The organism is Nonomuraea sp. NPDC049607, from assembly GCF_040675375.1.
In the GTDB taxonomy this organism is placed as follows: domain Bacteria; phylum Actinomycetota; class Actinomycetes; order Streptosporangiales; family Streptosporangiaceae; genus Nonomuraea.
The window spans coordinates 23,786-43,276 of the sequence record NZ_JBFAOV010000046.1 but is presented as its reverse complement, the minus strand read 5'-3'; the positions used below and the strand labels follow the sequence as shown (position 1 = coordinate 43,276).

At 71.3% G+C, this 19,491-nt stretch carries 13 protein-coding genes; 7 read left to right on the top strand and 6 right to left on the bottom strand.

Translation table 11 applies throughout. The features are described from left to right. Positions 1 to 214: 214 nt before the first annotated feature. Positions 215 to 796 (bottom strand): DinB family protein, encoded by a 582-nt coding sequence (locus AB0J97_RS45990; protein WP_364102094.1) that lies wholly within the window; start codon positions 794 to 796, stop codon positions 215 to 217. 42 nt (positions 797 to 838) lie between these two features. Beyond that, a complete protein-coding gene (locus AB0J97_RS45985; RefSeq protein WP_364102091.1) occupies positions 839 to 1,660 on the bottom strand; it encodes an NAD(P)H-binding protein in 822 nt (273 codons plus the stop codon). Positions 1,661 to 1,791: 131 nt separating this feature from the next. Between AB0J97_RS45985 and AB0J97_RS45980 the strand changes: the two genes are divergently transcribed. The 4 genes from AB0J97_RS45980 (at position 1,792) to AB0J97_RS45965 (ending at position 6,166) form a co-directional block, all read left to right on the top strand. After that, positions 1,792 to 2,256, top strand: a complete 465-nt coding sequence (locus AB0J97_RS45980; protein ID WP_364102088.1) for a MarR family transcriptional regulator — start codon at positions 1,792 to 1,794, stop codon at positions 2,254 to 2,256. Positions 2,257 to 2,332: 76 nt separating this feature from the next. Continuing rightward, positions 2,333 to 3,859 (top strand): ABC transporter ATP-binding protein, encoded by a 1,527-nt coding sequence (locus tag AB0J97_RS45975; protein WP_364102085.1) that lies wholly within the window; start codon positions 2,333 to 2,335, stop codon positions 3,857 to 3,859. Continuing rightward, entirely contained in the window at positions 3,856 to 5,586 is a 1,731-nt protein-coding gene (locus AB0J97_RS45970) for an ABC transporter ATP-binding protein (RefSeq protein ID WP_364102082.1), read from the top strand. Before AB0J97_RS45975 ends, AB0J97_RS45970 begins: the two co-directional genes overlap by 4 nt. Before the next feature lie 436 nt (positions 5,587 to 6,022). Continuing rightward, positions 6,023 to 6,166, top strand: a complete 144-nt coding sequence (locus tag AB0J97_RS45965; RefSeq protein WP_364102079.1) for a hypothetical protein — start codon at positions 6,023 to 6,025, stop codon at positions 6,164 to 6,166. A gap of 104 nt (positions 6,167 to 6,270) precedes the next feature. On the opposite strand, the gene AB0J97_RS45960 is transcribed toward AB0J97_RS45965, so the two are convergent. Then, a complete protein-coding gene (locus AB0J97_RS45960; RefSeq protein ID WP_364102076.1) occupies positions 6,271 to 7,263 on the bottom strand; it encodes an SDR family NAD(P)-dependent oxidoreductase in 993 nt (330 codons plus the stop codon). Positions 7,264 to 7,347: 84 nt separating this feature from the next. Between AB0J97_RS45960 and AB0J97_RS45955 the strand changes: the two genes are divergently transcribed. The 3 genes from AB0J97_RS45955 to AB0J97_RS45945 all read left to right on the top strand — a co-directional run bounded on the left by AB0J97_RS45955 (position 7,348) and on the right by AB0J97_RS45945 (position 8,686). Continuing rightward, positions 7,348 to 7,947 carry a helix-turn-helix domain-containing protein gene (locus AB0J97_RS45955; RefSeq protein ID WP_364102150.1) on the top strand — a complete coding sequence of 200 codons (600 nt, stop codon included), beginning with the start codon at positions 7,348 to 7,350 and terminating at the stop codon, positions 7,945 to 7,947. A gap of 245 nt (positions 7,948 to 8,192) precedes the next feature. Beyond that, the gene (locus tag AB0J97_RS45950) at positions 8,193 to 8,354 is read left to right on the top strand and encodes a hypothetical protein (protein ID WP_364102073.1); all 162 of its coding nucleotides are present in this window, start codon (positions 8,193 to 8,195) and stop codon (positions 8,352 to 8,354) included. A gap of 29 nt (positions 8,355 to 8,383) precedes the next feature. Further along, complete coding sequence (locus AB0J97_RS45945) at positions 8,384 to 8,686, top strand: hypothetical protein (RefSeq protein WP_364102070.1); 303 nt, start codon at positions 8,384 to 8,386, stop codon at positions 8,684 to 8,686. A gap of 61 nt (positions 8,687 to 8,747) precedes the next feature. On the opposite strand, the gene AB0J97_RS45940 is transcribed toward AB0J97_RS45945, so the two are convergent. The 3 genes from AB0J97_RS45940 to AB0J97_RS45930 are packed head-to-tail and all read right to left on the bottom strand — an operon-like array spanning position 8,748 to position 19,313. Beyond that, entirely contained in the window at positions 8,748 to 9,677 is a 930-nt protein-coding gene (locus AB0J97_RS45940; protein WP_364102067.1) for a hypothetical protein, read from the bottom strand. A 13-nt stretch (positions 9,678 to 9,690) separates the two neighbouring features. Continuing rightward, a complete protein-coding gene (locus AB0J97_RS45935; protein WP_364102064.1) occupies positions 9,691 to 10,656 on the bottom strand; it encodes a hypothetical protein in 966 nt (321 codons plus the stop codon). An 8-nt stretch (positions 10,657 to 10,664) separates the two neighbouring features. Then, entirely contained in the window at positions 10,665 to 19,313 is an 8,649-nt protein-coding gene (locus AB0J97_RS45930) for an RHS repeat-associated core domain-containing protein (RefSeq protein WP_364102061.1), read from the bottom strand. Positions 19,314 to 19,491 lie beyond the last annotated feature (178 nt).

Below are 19,491 nucleotides of genomic sequence, written 5' to 3'. Positions count from 1 at the left end.
CAGGATGCGGAAAGTCCGGAGTTGATCAACCGGACGGCGGCGACGCCAACACTCCAGGCCAGGGCGCTGCAACTTCGGACCGGCCGGTGAACGTCCGCAGACCCGCCGGGCCGCCCTGGACGGCGGGGTGGCCGATGGCGTCCAGGGAACGGCGTGCGCGGGTGGCTAGTGCGGTGACCGCTAACGTTCACCGGGTTCAGTGACCTGCGGCCGGTCAGTCGTCGTTGACCAGCCACTGCCGTCCGTCGATCAGCTCCCGGACCGCGTCGAGCTGTCCGGCGTGCGTCGCAGTGTCGACGATCACGTGCATCAGCACTTCGCGCAAGGACCCCAGCCGCCATGACCCCGAACCGAACATCTTCGTCGGCCACCAGGCCGGCACGGCATCGATCGCCGTCGCCCCGATGACCATGTTCGACTGCTCAATCGTCCGTCGATACCGCGCGAGCACGTCCGGACCGGAGAACTCCTCGGGGACCTTCCAACCGAACTCGCCGACCACGAGCGTGTCGATGACCTGGCGATCGGCGGTCATCGCGCCGCGAAACCAAAGCGCCTCGGACCAGGTCAAATGGTGCACCAGGTCGCGGGGCGACCAACCGGAGGGCAGCACCACCTGGCGTAGTTGCTCCTCGCCAAGGCCGTCCAGGATGCCCAGGACGTGCTTGCGCTGCGAGTCCAGGTAACCGACCAGTGTTTCGCGCTCCACGGCCTTGCCCTCCCCACGATATTTGCCGACGTCAGACCATACAACAACGGGATCGGCAACCGCGTGGATCAACGTGAGCGCGGTCAAGCCGGTGCGTTGTCCACCCGGTGAACGTTCACGGTCACCGCACTAGCCGAGGAACGCCGTCCGGTTCTCCTCGGCCCAGGAGGCGAACGTCCGCGCGGGCGTCCCGGTCAGTTCCTCCACGAGCGAGGTGAGCTCGATCGGCCGGCCGTCGCAGCCCTTCCAGTAGTCCAGCAGGGCGTCCGCGAGGGTCGCGTCCATGTACTGCGCCATTTCGGCCTTCCACTCCTGCCTGGTGACGGGTGTGATCGCGATGTCCCGTCCGGTGACGCGCGAGAGGGTCTCGACCTGGTCGGTGAACGTGAGCGACTGCGGTCCGGTCAGTCTGTACGTCCTGCCGCCGAGGGCGGGGTCGGCCAGGACGGCAGCCGCCACCGCCGCGATGTCCGCCTCGTGGATGGCGTCGACGTGCGCGTGCGGGTAGGGCAGGGTGATCGGCCTCCCCGACTTGATCGCCCAGGACCACGCCATCGCGTTGCCGCAGAAGGTGCCGGGCCGCAGAACGGTGCTCGGCACGGGTGAGGCGGCCAGGGCGCGTTCGGAGACGAGATGCGAGGCGGCCAAGGGGCTGCTGTCGGGGTCGGGCGTGAGCACGGCAGCAGAGGACAGCAGCACGACGTGCTCGACCCCGGCGGCCTCGGCCGCCGCGGCGAACTCCTGCGCGTGTGACGGTTCGGCGTAGAGGAAGACCGAGGTCACGCCTGCGAGCGCGGGAGCGAAGGTGGTCGGGTCGCCCAGGTCGCACCTGACGACGGACGGGTCGGCGGGGGCCTTGGAGGCCGGTCGTACGGGCAGGCCCTGCTCGCGCAGGAGGCTGATGAGCGCGGTCGCGACAGCGCCGCGGGCGCCCGTGACAAGAGTGGTCATGTCAGTACAGATCCCCTCACAGGCTCGCGCCACCTTGAGCGCGGCGCCTGTCGATAGAATGAAGGCGTGACACAGAAGTTGTGTCGCGCAAGTATTGCGTGACGCACATTATGAGGAGGATGGAGCCGCCCGTGTCAAATCGAGCCGAGACGCTCAAGCGCATCAGCGACGAGAGTCAGCGCCACTACGCGGCCTACACGCTGTTCAACCAGGCCATGGCCGACCGGCTCGGCCTCCATCCCACCGACCTGCAATGCGTGGCCCTGCTGGATCTGGAGGACGGGCCGATCAGCACCGGTGAGATCGCCCGCCTGGCCGGTCTCACCCCGGGATCGGCCACCCGCCTGGTCGACCGCCTGGACAAAGCAGGTCTCGTCGTACGGCACGCCGACCCGGCCGACCGCAGGCGCGCCCTGGTCGCCCTGTCCCCGGAGGCCCGCGCCCGGATCGGTTCGGCCTGGGACGTCCCGGGCAGGGCGTTCGTCGAGATGCTCGACCACTACGACGACGACGCGCTGGCCCTGATCGCCGACTACCTCCACCGGGCCGCTTCGGTGGGCCGCGCGCAGGCGCAGCGCCTCACGGCCTCCAGCTAAGGCATGCTTCGGGCACCCGGACGCCCCCGAGACCCCGTTCGGCAGGACGGTGAAAGCATGGTCTAGCGTGATCGCCATGAAGGCGGCTGCTCGGTATCTGTACTGGTTGGCGTGGGCGCAGAAGGGCCGGGTCGCGCTGGGTGCGACACTGGGCACCCTGTGGACGGTCGGCCTCACGCTCCCGCCGTACCTGCTGTCCAGGGCGATCGACGACAACCTGGCGCCCGGCTGGGTCCTGGCGCTGCTCGGCTCCGGCCTCGCCAACGCCTGGCTGGCGATGATGCGGCACCGCACGATGACCAAGATCCGGATGGACGCCAACTTCCGCACGGTGCGCGCCCTGGTGGAGCAGATCAACACTCTCGGCGCGGACCTGACCAAGCGCACCTCGGCAGGCGAGGTCGTGACGATCGGTATCGGCGACGTCATCACGATCGCCGCCGCGCTGACGGTGACCGGTCCCGGGGTGGGCGCGGTGATCAGCTACGGGGTGGTGGCGGCGCTGCTGCTCCAGGTCTCCGTGGTGCTGGCCGTGGTGGTGCTGCTCGGCGTGCCGGTGCTGGCGATCGTGCTCGGGCCGCTGCTCGGGCGGCTGATGAAGGTGCAGAACGGCTACCGCGAGAGCCAGGGCAGACTGACCACCCGGCTGGTGGACCTGATCGAGGGGCTGCGGGTGCTCAACGCGTTCGGCGGCAAGGACGCCTACGCCGAGCGTTACCTCGCCGACTCGGCGCGCCTGCGCGAGCAGGGTTACCGGGTGGCGTCGCTGACGAGCTGGATCGGCGCGCTGGGCGTCGGGCTGCCCGCGCTGTTCCTGGCAGCGGTGACGTGGCTGGGCGCCAGGCTGGCCGCAGACGGCGCGATCACGGTGGGCGAGCTGGTCGGCGTCTACGGATACATCGCCATGCTGGTGGTCCCCGTTTCGTTCTTCATCGAGGGCAGCTTCCAGATCAGCCACGGCCTGGTCGCCGCCCGGCAGGTCACCCGCTTCCTCGCGCTACGGCCCGGCGACCGCCCCCGCTCCCTCGGGACGCTGGAGATCACGCCGGGAAGCCTTGTGGGACTGGTCAGCGCCCGCCCCGAGGAGAGCGTGGCGCTGCTGGAGAGCCTCGGCGGCTTCGACGGCACCTCGTTGATCGCCGACCACGACGCCGCGCTGTTCGCCGGCACGCTGCGCGAGGTGCTGCAGGGCCGGGGCGCGGCCGACGACGAGACCATCCGTCGCGCCGTCACCGTCGCCGCCGCCCAGGACGTGGTCGCCGGACTGCGCCACGGGCTGGACTCCATGATCGAACCGGCCGGGCGCAACCTGTCGGGCGGCCAGCGGCAGCGGGTGCGCCTGGCCAGGGCACTGGTGGCCGATCCCGAGGTGCTGCTGGCGGTGGAGCCCACGTCCGCGCTGGACGCGCACACCGAATCCCTGCTCGCGCAGCGCCTTCGTGCGGCGCGCGCCGGCCGTACGACGGTCGTCGCCACCACGTCGCCGCTGCTGCTCGCCCATACCGACCAGGTCGTCCTGATCGAGGACGGCCGGGTGTCCGCGACCGGCACCCACCGCGACCTGCTGGAATCCAGCGACGAGTACCGGACGGTGGTGTCATGATCCGCGACCTCCCCGTCGCCGACCGCAAGCACGTGCGGCAGGCGGCCCTGCGACTGATCCGCCGCGACGTCCCCGGGTTCACCGCCACCCTCCTCCTCAACGGCCTGGCGGCGTCCGCGGCCCTGGTCAGCCCGTGGCTGCTGGGCCGCATCATCGACACCATCTCCGCCGGCGGCGCCATCGACGTCCTGGCCGCGGTCGCCGTGGGCGGGGCGCTGCTGCAGCTCATCCTGTCCCGGTACGCCGAGAAGGTCGGCACCCGCTTCAGCGAGCGCACCCAGGAGCACATCCGCCAGGAGTTCCTCGACCGGGTGCTCGCCCTGCCCGCCGCCACGGTCGAGCACATCCGCACCGGAGACCTGACCGCCCGTGGCACCACGGACGTCGGCGTGGTCGGGCGCACCCTGCGCGACGCCGCCCCGGCCGTGCTGATCTCCTCCCTGCAGGCACTTTTCCTCGTCGTGGCCGTCTTCCTGGTCGACCCGCTGATGGGAGCCTGCGGTCTGGTCGCGCTCGCCGGCGTCGCGGCCGCCTCCCGCTGGTACCTGCGCCGCGCCCGCGACGCCTACCTGGAGGAGGGCGCCGCCCGCTCGGAACTGGCCGAACACCTGGCCGCCAACGCCGCCGGCGCCCGCACCATCGAAGCACTCGGCCTCCAGGACCGGCGGACCAGCGCCGCCGAGCGGGTGATCGAGCGCGGGCGGGTCGCCCAGCTCAGAACCCTCTTCCTGCGCGGCGTCCTCTGGCCGTCGGTGGAGGTCTCCGCTCTGCTCCCTCCGGTCCTGGTCCTGCTGCTCGGCGGAGTCCTGCTGGACAGCGGCCAGGTCACCCTCGGCGCCGTGGTCTCCTCCGTGCTCTACCTTCGCCAGCTCCAGCAGCCCGTCGAGACCATCCTCATCTGGATGGAACAGCTGCAGAGCAGCGGCGCCTCCTTCGCCCGGCTCGAAGGACTCCGGACCCCGGCGGCGCGGGCCGACGTGACCGCCCCTGACCCCCAGGACGACCACATCGTGGCGACCGGCGTGCACTTCGCCTACGAATCCACCGACGACGTCGTCACCGGCGTGGACCTGACCGTGCGGCCCGGCGAGCGCCTGGCCGTCGTCGGCCCTTCGGGAGCCGGCAAGTCCACGTTCGGCAAGCTGCTGGCCGGCATCGACCGCCCCCGCCTCGGCACGGTCACCGTCGGCTCGGTCCCCGTCGCCGACCTGTCTCCCGCCCAGCTCCGCAAGCACGTCGTGCTGGTCACCCAGGAGCAGCACCTGTTCCTCGGCACCGTCCGCGACAACCTGCAGCCGGCCGACCCCAATGCCGACGACAACCAGATGGAGAAGGCCCTGGCGGTCGTCGGCGCGGACTGGGTCACCTCACTGGACGACGAGCTCGGTTCGCAGTCCTCCGGCACCGAACTCGGCCCCGACCGGGTGCAGCAGCTCGCCCTGGCCCGGGTCGTCCTGGCCGACCCGCACACCGTCATCCTCGACGAGGCCACCGCCATGCTCGACCCGCGTACGGCCCGTCGCGCCGAACGGTCGCTGGCGGCGGTGCTGGACGGACGTACGGTGATCGCGATCGCGCACCGGCTGCACACGGCGCGGGACGCGGACCGGGTGGTGGTGATGGAGGCCGGACGCGTCGTGGAGGTCGGCGCGCACGACGAGCTGGTCGCGGCCGGTGGGGTCTATCAGTCGTTGTGGAGGGCTCACGCCCCTGAGTCATCGCTCTGACCTGCGAGATCGGTGAATCCGCGTGCACGACACCGACGTGTGCGAACGAGAGCAGTCGGTGTGTCCGTCTCGCGTCTTTCTGCCGGTACGTCGGGACAGGAAACTGCGGACGGCGGCCGGCGGTCAGGGCCGCCGTCACGCGAGCGGAGGAGGGGCCACACGCCGACGCCGGGCCGGTCCCGCGCTCCCTGGAGCCTGAGTGGCCGCCCCTCGCGCACCGGGATCGAGGGTGCTGACCCGGCGCACCGGTCCCCGCCAGATGGGCAGCGGCGCGAATCGCTACTGGGTGGTGGAGCAGACGCGCAACAAGGAATGGACCGCGCCCGACGGCAAGGCCTGATTCGGGTACCGGACGGCGGGGGCGTCCCCGAAGATCGGCCACCCGAAGGTCGTTCAGCAGAACGGACTGACGATCAAGGGCAAGACCGACCTGATCGTGGACACCGGCACGATGCTTCTGCTGTCCGAGGGCCAGACGACCGCGATCAGGGGCAAGCCGTCCCTCAACGAGACCAGCACCCACACCATGCTCGCGGCCGGCTGGACCAACACCGCGCCGGCCGTCCCCACCCTGCCGTAGCGGGGTGACGGCCAAGCGCAACGAGCCTCGCTCGTTCAGCCGGAATTTCATCCAGAGGATCGTTAATGGAGAAAGGTGCCTCCGACCTGCGATGATCGGAGTGCCTAGATTGCCTCGGAGTGAACTTCCTGGTCAAGCAGGGCGTTGATCATCTCCTGGAGTCGGTCGCGTCCGATGGTGCCGAGTGCGCCGGACAGGGCCTGGGCGAGCTTGTCGAACGGGTCGTCCATCGGCAGCTCCTTCACCTTCTCGGCCAGTTCCTGCACGCTCCACAGCCCGTCTTTGTGAATGTGGCCGCCGAGGGACCAGCCATGATTGACCGTGACCGTTCCGCCTCGTACCGACAGCACCTGGCCGGTGAGCGGGCAGGCTGCGCCGGCCAGGTAGGCGGCAACAGGTGCGCAGGCGGCCGGGTGCAGTGGGTCGAACCGGCCCGCCGGCGGTTCCTCGCTCATACCTGGAACGGCGAGAGTGAGGCGGGTCCGGGCCATCGAGGGCGAGATGCAGTTGACCCGCACGCCGTACCGGCCGAGTTCGAGGGCGGCCACGGTGGTCAGCGCCGCGACCCCGGCGTTGCCTGCCGCATAGGAGACCTGCGCGGGCAGCGGGTTGAGCAGCCCGGAGCCGGAGGAGGTGTTGACCACGGCGCGGTCGGCGTGGACCCCTGCCTGATGCCGGTCGCGCCAGTGGCGGGCCGCCCAGTGCGTTACCGCGAAGGTGCCCTTCAGCTTGACGGCCACGACGTCGTCGAAGTCCTCCGCCGACAGGTCGGTCAGGCCCATGTTCCGTTCGATGGTCGCGTTGTTGACCACGACGTGCAGGTCGCCGAAGGACTCCAGAGCCGTCTCCACCATGCGGCGGGCGCCGTCCCAGTTGGTGACGCTGTCGGTGTTGGCCACGGCCTGTCCGCCGTGGGCAGTGATCTCCTCGACGACCTTCGCGGCTACGCCGGCGTCGCCGCCCCTGCCGTCGATGGCGACGCCGGGGTCGTTGACAACGACCTTGGCCCCTTCGGCGGCGAAGAACAGCGCCTCTTCCCGCCCGATGCCGCGCCCTGCTCCGGTGATGAGGACGACGCGTCCGTCCAGACTTCCCATGAACGATCTCCTTCACTGACTGCAGTCTATGTACTGATTCACAGTATGCATTAATTCAGAAGATGTAATAAACTGCCCTGCGTGATGGAGAAGCACGGACTGCGAGAGCGCAAGAAGCAGCGCACCCGGCAGGCCCTCATCGAGGCGGCGGTCCGCCTGTTCGAGGACAAGGGCTACGACCACGTGACGGTGGCCGAGATCGCCGACGCCGCGGAGGTGTCCCCCCGCACCTTCTTCCTCCACTTCCAGACCAGGGAGGATGTGCTTCTGGCCAATGCCGACGTGCGCGTCGATCTGGCGCTGCAGGCGATCGCCGAGCGCCGCGCCGGGGAACAGCTGTCCGAGGTGCTGGTGCGGGCGATGGACCAGATGATCGCCGACACCTGGGACAGCGACCTCCCCAGCGGGCTCGCGGCACTGCGGGCGCGGCTCGCGGCCTCGGTGCCGGCGCTACAGGCACGGCTGCTTCAGCGATACCTCACTGCGCAGGCCGAACTGGCCCAGGCTCTGCAGCGGGCATTCCCCGACAGGCTCGACACGATCACCGCCTCCGCCTTGGTCGGCGCGATGGTGGGCGCGATCAGCGCAGCCGCACTGACCGCGCTGCAGCGCGGCGACGGACCCGGCGAGGTACGGAACGCCATGCGGCAGGCCATGGCTTTGGTGGCGCAATCCGTCACCTGACCCCGTCCATCCGGCCATGTGCGGAAGCCGTAACCAGCTCGCGTGGGGGAGGCGAGTCACCCGCACCGCCTACGCGCTTCCCTGGCTGCTGCTCCCCACGTGCCTGTGGAGGTTGCCGTTCGCCTTTCACTTCGACATGGGCCAGCTCAACGACGCGCCTGTGGCACCGTTGTGGATCAGCATCCCCTATGTCTTCGGGCTCAGCGTGCTCACCGAGCTGGCGGCGCTGCTCAGCATCGGTCTGGATGATGCTCTCCTGGGTCGGCGTCTCCGACAGCATCGCGTACGAGAATGGCTGGTGGCGGGCGCTGGCGATGGTGTCCATCACCCCGACGGCGCTGTGGGGCCCGATAGTGCTCGCCCTGGCCTACTCCTACCACCTGCGCCGCCGCCCCGCCCGCGGTTGAGAGGTCCTGTGGCCGAGAGAGGAGCACAGGTGGCCGAGCCGAAGCCGTGGGAGGTCAGTGACGAGCTGTGGGCGTGGAACACGAACACCGGGATCAAGGCCGTGGCGGCCGGCGCCCACGGCCACACCGAGAACGAACTGCGCGACGTCCGAGATTTGTGCAGGCTCTACGCCGTCCAGATCGCGAACGCCACCTTCGCCGGCCGCAGCGCCAGGCATGCCGTCCCGGACGTGCCCGAGATCGATCGCCTCGCCGAAGAGGAGCCGCGGCCGACCGGCCATGTGTGGAGGAGGCTGCCGGGTCGGGTCCCGGCTCGTCGGCGCGGTCGTTGAGGACGGCTTCGCGCGGTTGGAGCTGAGCAGCATCTTGAGTGCGGGAGCCGAGGTGGAAAGGTCATGAGCATTCCACCAGGAGGTAGTTCACCAGCGCGTTCGCGGCCGTGACCGTCGTCCCCGACCCGTTGTAGTCATTGTCCTGGAGTCCCTGCTCGGAGACGGCGGTCACCTCCCCGACGTCCGGCTCGTTGAGCATCACCGACGTCGGGGAGACACCGAAGCAGATCTGCGAGAGGTCCGGCGTGGGATCGAGCGTGGGGTCGAACTGGGGCCAGAACGACTGCAGGAGGTAGGCCGCCGAGGCCACGCTCGCGCCACCGAGGGCGGGCAGCGGCCCGACGGTCTGGGTCACGGGGGCGACGTTGGGCAGGTAGGCGAGGCCGAGGCCGAGGCCGGTTCCCTCGGGGGTCATCGCGATGACGGCGGCGTCGACCGTGCCCGAGAAGGCCGAGTCGCCGGTCCAGATGCCGCCGGCGACCGCCGACACCGCGGGCGTGCGCGACGTGAGCGGGTACGTGACGCCCACTCCGACGCCGAGGCTCAGGAAGTCGGAGTCGTCCTCGGCGAACGTGTACGAGAAGCCGGAGATGGCCGCGACCGCGTACACCGGCGGATACGACGTCGGCAGCGGCTCCTGCGCCACCTGCGACGACATCTGGTCGACCGGGATTCCATGCTGGTTCTGCATGACGAGCCCGGACGGGTCGTCCGAGCCGATCCAGGCGACGACCGTGACGTAGGTGTAGGACGAGGAGGTGTCGATGTCGTCCATGAGCAGGGTCTGGTTGATGATGACGGTCGTCGAATCCGCTTCGGCGTCGCTGCCCACCTGCAGGGACACGCCGATGTTCTGGATCTGCGCGTTGGGCGGCTGCGTCTGCCAGTTCAGGTAGCTCAGCGCGTAGACGAAGGGCCCCACGGTGCCGGTGAAGGCGAAGGTTCCCGAGCCGCTGCCGGTGATCTTCTGCGTCTGGATGGCGATCGGCATGGTGGCGCTCCTGTCAGGCGAACTGGGCGATGACGGCCATCGTGGCGGTGCTGTCTGAGGTGATGTAGGTTCCGGCGCCCCAGTCCGGGTTGTAGATGTTGAGGGTGAAATTTCCGGATACTTGGGCGCCGGAAATGGTCAGGTCGGACGACTGCATCGCCCCGATGAGCTCCAGAGTGGTGGTGTCCCCGTAGACGATCGTGACGTCCTGGAGCAGGATGGCCGCGTTCGCGATCTGCGAGTAACCGTCGGGGATGGTGAACGTCGCCTGGAACGTTCCCGTCATGCCGTTCTCCTTGTCGGGAGCGGCCCAGGTCACGTCCACCGTCCGCACCACGTCGAACCCCGTCAGGTCGGGAAGGTAGGACAGCAGGCCGACGTCGACGGTGCCGCCGGACTGGAAGTCCGTCAGGGCGGTGGTGCCGTTGACCTGCACCTGGTCGTTCAGCGGCGAGGAGACGCCCGAGCTCAGCGTGAGGCCGCCGATGTAGCCGCGCGAGCCGGTGGCGCTGGCGACGGAGAACCCGGAGAGGAACGCCAGATTCTCGGCGCCGTCGGGGACGTAGATCGGCGGCGAGTCCGCGCCGGACTTCAGGCCGAAGGTCGTCCCGCAGACCGCGGTCGTGACGGAGGTGCCGATCACGGCCAGCGCGGTCACCTGCACCACGCTGGCGGGGTCCGACTCCCCGTCCCAGAAGCAGCGCGCGGTGTCGCCGTTGTAGTCGGTGAGCATGACGTTGCCGCCCACGGCGAGGGTGTCGCCGAACAGGTTGGGCGTCAGGGACGCGCCGACGGCTCCCACCGGTTCGGCCCAGTACACCGAGTTGGTCACGTAGTTGAGCAGGAAGCCGCTCAGCGCGACGGCATAGGCGAGGATCTGCTCACCCTGGCCGACGTCGCCGCTGAAGTCGAACACGACCGGCGAGGCGAAGGCGTTGCCCGAGGGCATCTTCTGCGTACGGACGCTGAGATGAGCCATGACTCCTCCTAGAAGCCGAACCGGAGATTCGTGTAGCACAGGTACCCGCCGCCGAGGAGCACCAGCGGCAGGGCGGAGATCGCGACGGTCGCCCACGGGTCGTTGGTCCAGGCCGTCTTGAGGGTGCCGGCGTTGATGTCCCCCCACTCGGCACCGCCCTGGGCCACCACGCCCAGCAGCGACGTCCCCATGCCGAAGCCCAGGTAGGACAGACTCTCCATGCCGACGCCCTGGCGCAGCGGCCGGTCCTCGGCCACGTTGCACATCACCTGCTTCACCGCTCCCTGCACCGCCCCGCCCGGCCCGCCGGACGCCGCCGCGATCAGGCCGCGGACCAGCGCCGGCTTCGCGTACTGCAGGGCGCGCGTGGCGGCGGAGGCGGGCCGGGCGGGCGCCGGCGCCCGCTCCTGCGCCGCGCCGGCCGGTGGTTGCTCCCCGGGCGGCTCGGCTCCGGCGGACGGCGCGACCTGGTCGATGGCGCCGCCGCCTTCCTGCGTCACCTGCGCCAGCGGCGGCCCCGCGGCCTCGACGACTCCGGCCTCGGCGGACTCGGCACCCGGCGCCGCGGCCGCCCCGGCGGCCGCCGCCGGCTCCAGCAAGGACGACAGCCCCCCGCTGATGCCGCCGGTCACCAGCCCTCCGGCGGCGCCGGCGGCCAGACCGATGCCGAAGTCCAGGCCGAACGCCTTACCGCTCCAGTTGCCCGGAGGAGTGGTCACGGCGTATTCGAGCCCGCTGCCGGCCGCGCCCATGATGCCGCCACCGGCGGCGCCGATGCCGGCTCCCGTCGCCACCGCGCCGGCCAGGCCGCCGAAGATGCCCTCGGCCGCGAACGCCGCCGGCACCAGCGCGGCGGTCGCCCCGGCGGTGGCGATCGCGCTGGCCAGGATGAGCAGGGTGAGTGCGGCCTCGATGCCGGCCTCGCCCATCGCGGTCATCGCGCCGGTCGGGTCCGTCAGCAGCGCCGGCTGGTTGCCCGCGTAGACGTACGGGCTGGCGTACTGGCCGGCCGGGTCGGGGTTGAGGAACCGGGCGATCGACGGGTCGTACAGGCGGGCCGGGAACGCGTACAGGCCGGTCTCGGCGTCGAGTTCCTGCCCGGTGAACGACATCGGCACGAAGCCCGGCGACGGCTCGTGGGCCAGCACCTGACGGCCGAACACGTCGAAGGAGTAGGCCGCGACGAGCGCGCCGTCATCGTCGAGGACCAGCCGGGGAGTACGCAGGTGGTCGGTCACGATCGTGTGGCGCAGGCCGCCGCGCATCATCGCGACCAGCCCGCAGGGACCGTACACCCAGGCGGTCGGGGTGCCGGACGCGTCGACGGTGAGCAGCGGGCCCGGTGTCCCGGCGTGCACGTAGAGCGCGGGCGCGTCGTCGCCGGCGACCTGTTTGACCCGGCGGTAGCCGTTGACGTCGTAGGCGAAGGTCAGCGTCGTGCCGCCCGTGCCGGTGATCGTGGCGGGCAGGGCGGTGGCGTCGAGGTAGGTCAGCGTGAGGTCGTCGCCGCGCTGGGTGAGCAGGCCGTTGGCCTGGTAGGAGCAGGTCGCCGGGGTGCCGTTCGCAGGGGTCACCGAGGTGAGCCGGTTGGTGCCCGCCGCGTAACCGAAGCGGGCCGGGTCGCCGCCGCCGCGCGCGAGCGTCTGGATGTTGCCGTTCTGGTCGATCAGCCCCGCGGTGGTGGTGTAGCCGACGCCGACCGTACGAGTCCCGTCGGCGTCGTCGGCGCTCAGCAGCCGCTGCAGCGGGTCGTGGCTGTAGCGCACGGCCGCCGTGTCCTTGACGCCGTCGCCGCTGACCGACTCGACGAGCGTCTGCGGGTTTCCGGCGACGTCGTAGGTGAGTTCGAGCGCGAACGCCGTGTCTCCGGACGCGACCGCGAGCGAGTTCAGCCGGCCGAGCGGGTCGAAGGCGGCCGATCCGGCGCAGCCGCCGGGGTAGGCGTGCTTGACGGGCCGCCCCCGGGGGTCGTAGGCGTAGGTCGCCAGCGGAGTGCCGTCGTCGTCGGCGACGCTCACGACGTTGTCCCGGCCGTCGTAGGTGTAGCGCACGGCCGTGAGCCCGGTTCCGGACGCGCACGGGTAGCCGACGCGGGTGGCTCGGCCCTGGTTGTCGAACTCGTAGGTGGTGGTGAACGTGCCGAGCGTGCTCCCGTCCTGGCTCATCCGCACCGTCCTGCTCGCGAGCGTGCCGTCCGGCGCCCAGCCGAAACTCTCGGCGACCTCGTACGACGACGCGCCCGAGCCGGTGACCGCCACCGTGCCGACGACGTGGTCCAGCGCCGCGAGATCGCCGCCGTCGCCGTCGTACGTCCAGCGCCGCGTCACCTGGTACGGCGTCTCCGTCTGGTCCTCCGGCCAGCACGGCTCGTCGGCGTACTGCTGGAGCGAGCCGGAGTCCCAGCCGAGGGTGACGGTGCCCGACGACAGCCGCCGGCCCAGGACGTCCCACGTGTGGTAGGCGAACAGACCGGCGGCCTGCGCGGCCGCGTCCTGGACGAAGCGCACCCGCCCGCCGCGGTCGAACAGGTAGCGGGTGGCTCCGGTGTCCGGCGAGAGGTCCTCGACCACCTGCCCGACGGCGTTCTCCCGGTGGGTGAGCGACTGCGCCGGCTCGCCGTAGGTGTAGGAGTCGGGCAGCGCCGTGACGGTGTCGGCCATGCCGTTCGCGTACTGCGGCGTGACCGTGTCGAGCGCCGCGTCCGCGCCCGCCGGGGTGTAGCGTGCGGCGGGCCGGCCGCTCGCGTCGCGCAGCGTGGTCATCGCGGTCTTCGTCTGGCTCGTGCGGGTGGTGAGCTGGAACGTCGCGTCCGGCGGGTTCAGCCCGTACGGCAGCGCCTCCTCGTTCGCGTCGTACCCGAACTGGACGGTGGCCCGGGCGGCCGGCGTGGTCGATCCGCGGTCGATGACGGCGTGGTCGATGCCGGGGAAGCCGAGTTCGACCGGGCGGGCGTGCCGCGCCGGTTCGAGGACGGCGCGCGTGTACGGGTAACCGCCGTCGTCGGAGTCGTGGGTCCCGTCGTACCAGTCGGCGACGTCCCCGGTCATCGTCGCGTCGCCGTCGAGCCCGGCGAGGAAGGCCGGTACGTCGACCAGCCCGCCGCGGTAGGCCAGGACCGGCAGGGACGCGCCGCCGCCGAACAGTCCCGGCGCCGGTTCGGTGCGCGCGATCTTTCGGGCGCACCCGTCGCGGATGGTCTGCGACACCAGGTAGTCCTCGTTCGTCAGGACGTGATCCTGGCAGGCCGCTCCCGTCGCGTCGCTGTGCCTGAGCCGTAGCGCCGGGCCGTCGAGGAGCACGAGGTTGGCGATGGCGAGCCCGTTGCGGCCGACGACGACGGTCGGCGCGCCGCCCGCCTGCGTCTGCTCGGCGAACAGCTGCCGGCCGTCGGCGTAGAAGATCAGCCGTCCGCCGATCAGGACGAGCAGGCACCACGTGGGCGGCCCCGCGACGGAGGCCGGTGAGCCGGTCGGCGTGCCGTCGAGTGCGAGCCGCCACTGCGCGGTGGCGGGGTCGAAGGTGACGGCGGCGTCGTCGCCGGCCGTGATCGCGAAGTCGTCGGTGAGCTGGAGCGGGCCGTCGCCGAGCGGGGCGAGCTCGACGTAGAGCGCGTACGACGGCCCGGGCGACACCGCATAGCCGAGCGAGTCGCTCTGCGCGGACGGCTGGTGGGCGAGCACGCCACCGGTGGCGGTGAACGCCGTGGCGGCCGACGGCGTCCAGTCGGCCTGCCATCCGGTCCCGTCCCGGAACGTCTGGTGGCTGCCGCCGGAGAAGCACTTCACCGCCAGCGACCCGTTGGGGTCGGCGCCGTCGAAGCCGTCCGGATTGCCCTGCCGGGACAGGTATTTGAGCTGCAGGGACGACGGCGCCCCTGCCGAGGTGGTGCCGCCGATCACGCGCAGGAAGGTGTCGCGGATCAGGTGCCAGGTGTGCCCGGCGCGGTCGATGCGGGCCAGCGGCAGCCGGCTCGCGGCGTCGTAGGACCGGGCGGTGAACTGCGCGGTCAGCGGCACCACGGTGACGTCGTCGGCGTGCACCGCCGCCGTGGTGGTGTTGGCGGCGGCGACGGCGAGCGTGACGTCGCCGCCCGCCGGCACGGCGATCGCCGCCGACTGGGGCGACCAGGCGCCACCGGTGTCGGGGAACGGCAGGAACCGGGAAGTTGGCGTGCCGTCCGCGGTGACGGTGAACGTCCAGCCCGAGGTGCCCGGGGTGAAGCCCGCGCCGGTCTTGCACCAGCCGGTGAAGACGTAGGTCTGGCCGGTCTTCGGCGACAGGGCCGCGCGGGTGGCCGTCGCGCCCGCGCCCGGCAGCGCCAGGCTGCTCGAACCGGTGTGCGCGTCGGTGTCGTCCCATTTCGCCCCGCCGGTGAGCGTCCACCCCGTCAGGTCCTCGTAGGTCTCGAACCCGGTGTAGGCCGCCTGACCGGCGGTGAAGCTCGCGTTGGCGACATGTGCGAGGTCGAGCAGCCCGTCGGCGGAGGCCAGCGTAGCGTGGACCGTCCCGGCCGGGTCGGCGGACTCGGAGACCGCGCCCCGGGCGCTCACGGCCGTCGCGGTGCTGGTGGTCACCCAGTACGCCGGGTCCGGAGCGCCGTCGAACGGGAAGCTCCCGTCGTCGCCGCCCGACGGGTCGCCGGTCCACGCCCACTGCCGGGCGGCGGCCATGACGCTCACCTGCTTGCCCGGCTGCGACCAGGACGACCAAGTCGTCGCCGTGGAGCCGACGGTGACCGCCGCGGCGCCGTCGACGCTCACGGTGTGCAGCGAGGCGACCACCGGCTTCAGCAGGTTCGCCGCGAGCAGCCCGGGATACTGCTCGTACCCGTACGTGAGCCGCTCGGCGTGCGCCTCGACGCTTCCGGTGACCGTGGCGAGCTGCCAGCCACGACCCACGACGCCGCCGGAGAACGGAGCCGGGACGAGGAACGGGCGCATCGGGTCGATCGGGGCGTAGTCCAGCGTCGTCGTCATCGGCACGCCGTGCCGGCGCTCGACGACCTCGGCCGGACGCACGTAGGTGCCATAGATCGGCTGCGGGACGGGGTCCTGCGGCGACCGGCCGCGCTGATCGAACAGCGACCACGTGGTCGTGCGGCTGTGCACCGGCGTCCCCGTGAACACGCGCACCGCGTCGGACGCGCCGGGGTCGCCGGTGTAGTCGATGTTGTAGGCCAGGCCCGACGCCGGGTCGGCCACCGCCCAATAGCAGTACGCGCCGTCGATCTGCAGGTACTGCACCGTGGCGCCGCTGCCCAGGGTGCTGCCCGCGGCGGCGAAGGCCCGCGCGAGGCCGTCGGGGACGGGCTGCGGCGAGCCGGGCGCGGCGTCCGGGTCGAGTCCGAGCGCGCTCGACATGGCTGTCGCGAACGTGAACGCGCCCGCGAACGCGGCCGTCTGCCGCAGCAACCCGTCGAAACACAGATCGCTCGCCCCGGGCAGGGTGCCGTTGAGGTAGGAGTAGACCGTGCGCCCGAAGACCGAGGTACCGGCGTCGGCGGCGCCGTCGTACACCGCTGCCCGGTAGTACTTGACGACCTGCCCCGTCGGATCGCACGCCGCCGTCGCCGCGTCGAACTCGTACCCGGTCGTGTACGTGCCGCCGAAGCCGTCGCCGATGACCAGCGTGCTGACCGGGTAGCCGGTTACCGGGCCGCTCATCGCCTGACCGGCGTACCGGTACACCCGGTAGGACGGCGCCTGGCTGAACCCGCCCTCCGTGGCGGCGTAGACGACCAGCGAGAACGGCCCCGCGGGCCACTGGCCGGCCGTGGCGCCCGGCGACACGCCCGGGACGTAGTACGCCGAGCTCCCCAGCGGGTCCGGCAGCGGCTGGAGCACGCCCCCGTTGCGCAGCACGAGCAGCTGGACCGCGTCGTCCGCAGCCACCGCCGCGTCGCTGACGAGGTAGGCGAGGAAGGCCGGCGCCTGGTTGACGATGCTGCGCGAGTCGACGTCGGTGGCCAGCTCCGAGGTCGACGTCAGCGCGAACACCGGCTGCCGCACCGGCTCTGCCCAGGTCGTCGACGTGCCCCGGTAGAAGACGGAGTTGCGGGCGACGATGAAGTCCCCGCCCGACGCGGACGGCCAGCCCTGGGTCTCGATGCTGCCCCCTTGCGGCAGCGCGGTCGTGATCGGCGTCGGCTGGGCGGCGAACCCGTCGCCGTCCGGGTCGTAGGCCATCAGCTCGGTGGCCGCGTCGGTGTAGTCGTTGACGACCTGGACCGCGACGTCGTCGCCGTAGGCGAACGCGAGCCAGCCGGCCCCCTGGCTGGAGGTGGCGAAACTCGTGCTGTGCCAGGTTCCCGCGTCGAAGCGGAACAGGTTCTGGCGGACGGCGACGAACGCGCCGTCCACCACCTCCGGCTGGGGCGGCCACGTCACCGGCTGGTCGGCGTCGATCGGCTCCGACTGCAGCCCTCCGGCGTAGGCGGTGTCGGTGAAGTGGTAGTCCAGGTCCCAGCGCAGCAGCTGCAGCCCGTACGTCATGCCGGGCCGGCCCTCCGCGAACGACAGCGCGGCTGCCGACGGGCCGGCGTCCCAGAGCAGCTGATGGCCGTCGCTGTCGCCGACCGTGTGTCCCTGCAACGTGATCGTGTCGCCGTCGTGCCAGGTCGCGAACCCGTCCAGCCAGGCCAGCGACACGTCGGTGCCGTCGAGGGAGGTCTCGGCCACCAGCAGGCACTCCGCGGCGCCGAGTGCGAACAGCGGCGACGATCCGCTCTGCACCGGTTCGTCCGTCCCGGACCAGCCGCCGCGCCAGTCCCACGCCCAGCGATACAGGTCATAGGACGAACCGTCGGCCAGCACGGCGGCGACGAAGGCGCTGCCGGCGGTGATCGTCGCCACGCCGGTCAGCGCCGGCACGCCGGTCGCCGCCCACTGGTCCGGACGCGTCGGAGTGCGGCTGAAGAGCGTGACGTGGCTCCGGCTGTCGTCCTGGGCGACCAGCGCCAGCGCGAACGTGTCGTCGCCCGTGACGACCTGGGTGTCGCCGGCGTCGAGCGGGTTGTCCTGGTCGTCATAGATCGTGCCGCCGGACCAGTGCGACCAGCGGCCCAGCCACGTGTACACGTCCAGCGCCGCCATCGTCCGCTCGGCGTTGAGCCAGACCGACACGACATAGTCCGCGCCGCTCCAGACCAGCGGGGTCGCGCCCGCGCCGAGCACGTCCGCCGGCGCGATGACGGGCGTGGCGCGGTCACAGACGTCCAGGCCGGACTCGGCGTAGGACCAGGTGGCGACGGCGCCCTGCGGGTAGGTGACCGACTGCAGCGCGCCGAGGTTCGGGCCGTCGGCGGCGTCGACGTAGTAGTCGAAGGCGTAGCCGGGCAGCGCCGCCCCGGCGGCGTTGCGCTCGCTCACCCCGGCGAGATACCGCTTGACGGCCGTCGCCGACAGTTCCGCCGGCGTCGTCGACACCACCTGCGGCGCGGTGTAGTCCAGGTCGACCGCGAACAGCAGCGCACCGGTCGAGGCGCTCACGTCGAGACCGCTCAGGTAGAGGGTCTCGTAGCGGTCCTGATAGGCGTTCGCCCCGCAGAGGTTCGCCGGCGGCGTCTCCGGCGCCTCTGCCGGTTGCAGCTCCTTGTGCGGGTCGAGGTACTCCTGCACGTCGGCGGTGAACGTCTTGTCACCGTAGCGGAACGTCACGACCTGGCCGGCCACGCTGGTGACGCTCGTCGGATAGATGGCCTTGGTGTACGGCAGGCCGGTGCCGACCAGCTGCTCGGCGTTGTTCCCGAGCAGGCCGTCCGTGCCCCTGGGGAACTCGTTGTACGCGTACGAGACCGACGATCCCCAGCGGTCCCGGCGCGCGCTCAGGTTCCAGGCCCGCGCGTACTGCTGCTGACCCGCGGCCACGGTCGACGGGCCGGTCCACGTGCCCGACGGCCCGCCCCATTTGACCGCCCACTCGACGCTGTTGCCCGCGCTGGTCGCGTACTGCTCCGCCGTCCTGCCGAGCCCGCCGCCGAACGTCCGCACCTCGCCGGAGTCGGTCGTGATCTCCCATTTCTGGTAACCGGCGTAGTAGGAGATCTGCCAGAACTCGTAGTCCTGCAGTTGGAAGCGCGAACCCCCGTCGCACACCTGGGCGCCGGTGCCGGTCGCCACCACCGAGAACACGCGTTCCCAGGTGTCGTCGCTGATCGTCCAGTCCGTGCCGCCGCCGGCGACCGTCGCCGCCGCGTCGAGTGGCACGCCTTGCGCGGCGAAGGCGGCCACGACCTCCGCCGACACCGTGCCTTGGGCGAGCGTGGCCGTGGCGGCGGCGTCCAGGCTCACCCGCGGCCATGGCGTCGCGTCCGGGACCAGCGTGTTGGAGACGCCGGCCGACCAGTAGACGTACCGGGTGGCGGCGCTCACGGACCCGGTGGCGGCGGCCTCGATCCTGTCCCAGGCCAGGTACCAGCCCAGACCGGCGATCCCGGTGGGGGCGTCCAGGTTCCATTGGGTGACCTGGTCGCTGACGTTGCTGCGGTAGTGCAGCGCGACGCCGACCGAGAGCGTGTCGTCACCCGGCACACCAGGCAGCTGCACGAGCTTCTGCGGATAGTTGACGTCGCCGCGGAACAGGTTCACGTCCCGGGAGAGCCTGCCGATGTCGCCGGTCTCGAACTGCCCTGGTCCGATCGCCGGAGTCGCGTTGCTCATGAGTTCCCATCCACACGTACACACAGCGGCGGCCCGCGATCCAGGCAGCTGCACGCGTTATGCCCCATGCGATCTTCCTGGACGCTGCCGCCGGGTAACGTTCGCGGACCGACACGCCAGGACAGCGCAAACCGCAGGGTTCGCGCGCGGCGAGGAAGGCCGGTGAGGGATGGGCGAG

Excerpts from the sequence above, each read along its gene's own strand:
- AB0J97_RS45985 (WP_364102091.1), bottom strand. The coding sequence starts at position 1,660 with ATGACCACTCTTGTCACGGGCGCCCGCGGCGCTGTCGCGACCGCGCTC.
- AB0J97_RS45975 (WP_364102085.1), top strand. The coding sequence starts at position 2,333 with ATGAAGGCGGCTGCTCGGTATCTGTACTGGTTGGCGTGGGCGCAGAAG.
- AB0J97_RS45970 (WP_364102082.1), top strand. The coding sequence starts at position 3,856 with ATGATCCGCGACCTCCCCGTCGCCGACCGCAAGCACGTGCGGCAGGCG.
- AB0J97_RS45960 (WP_364102076.1), bottom strand. The coding sequence starts at position 7,263 with ATGGGAAGTCTGGACGGACGCGTCGTCCTCATCACCGGAGCAGGGCGC.
- AB0J97_RS45955 (WP_364102150.1), top strand. The coding sequence starts at position 7,348 with ATGGAGAAGCACGGACTGCGAGAGCGCAAGAAGCAGCGCACCCGGCAG.
- AB0J97_RS45950 (WP_364102073.1), top strand. The coding sequence starts at position 8,193 with ATGATGCTCTCCTGGGTCGGCGTCTCCGACAGCATCGCGTACGAGAAT.
- AB0J97_RS45940 (WP_364102067.1), bottom strand. The coding sequence starts at position 9,677 with ATGCCGATCGCCATCCAGACGCAGAAGATCACCGGCAGCGGCTCGGGA.
- AB0J97_RS45935 (WP_364102064.1), bottom strand. The coding sequence starts at position 10,656 with ATGGCTCATCTCAGCGTCCGTACGCAGAAGATGCCCTCGGGCAACGCC.
- AB0J97_RS45930 (WP_364102061.1), bottom strand. The coding sequence starts at position 19,313 with ATGAGCAACGCGACTCCGGCGATCGGACCAGGGCAGTTCGAGACCGGC.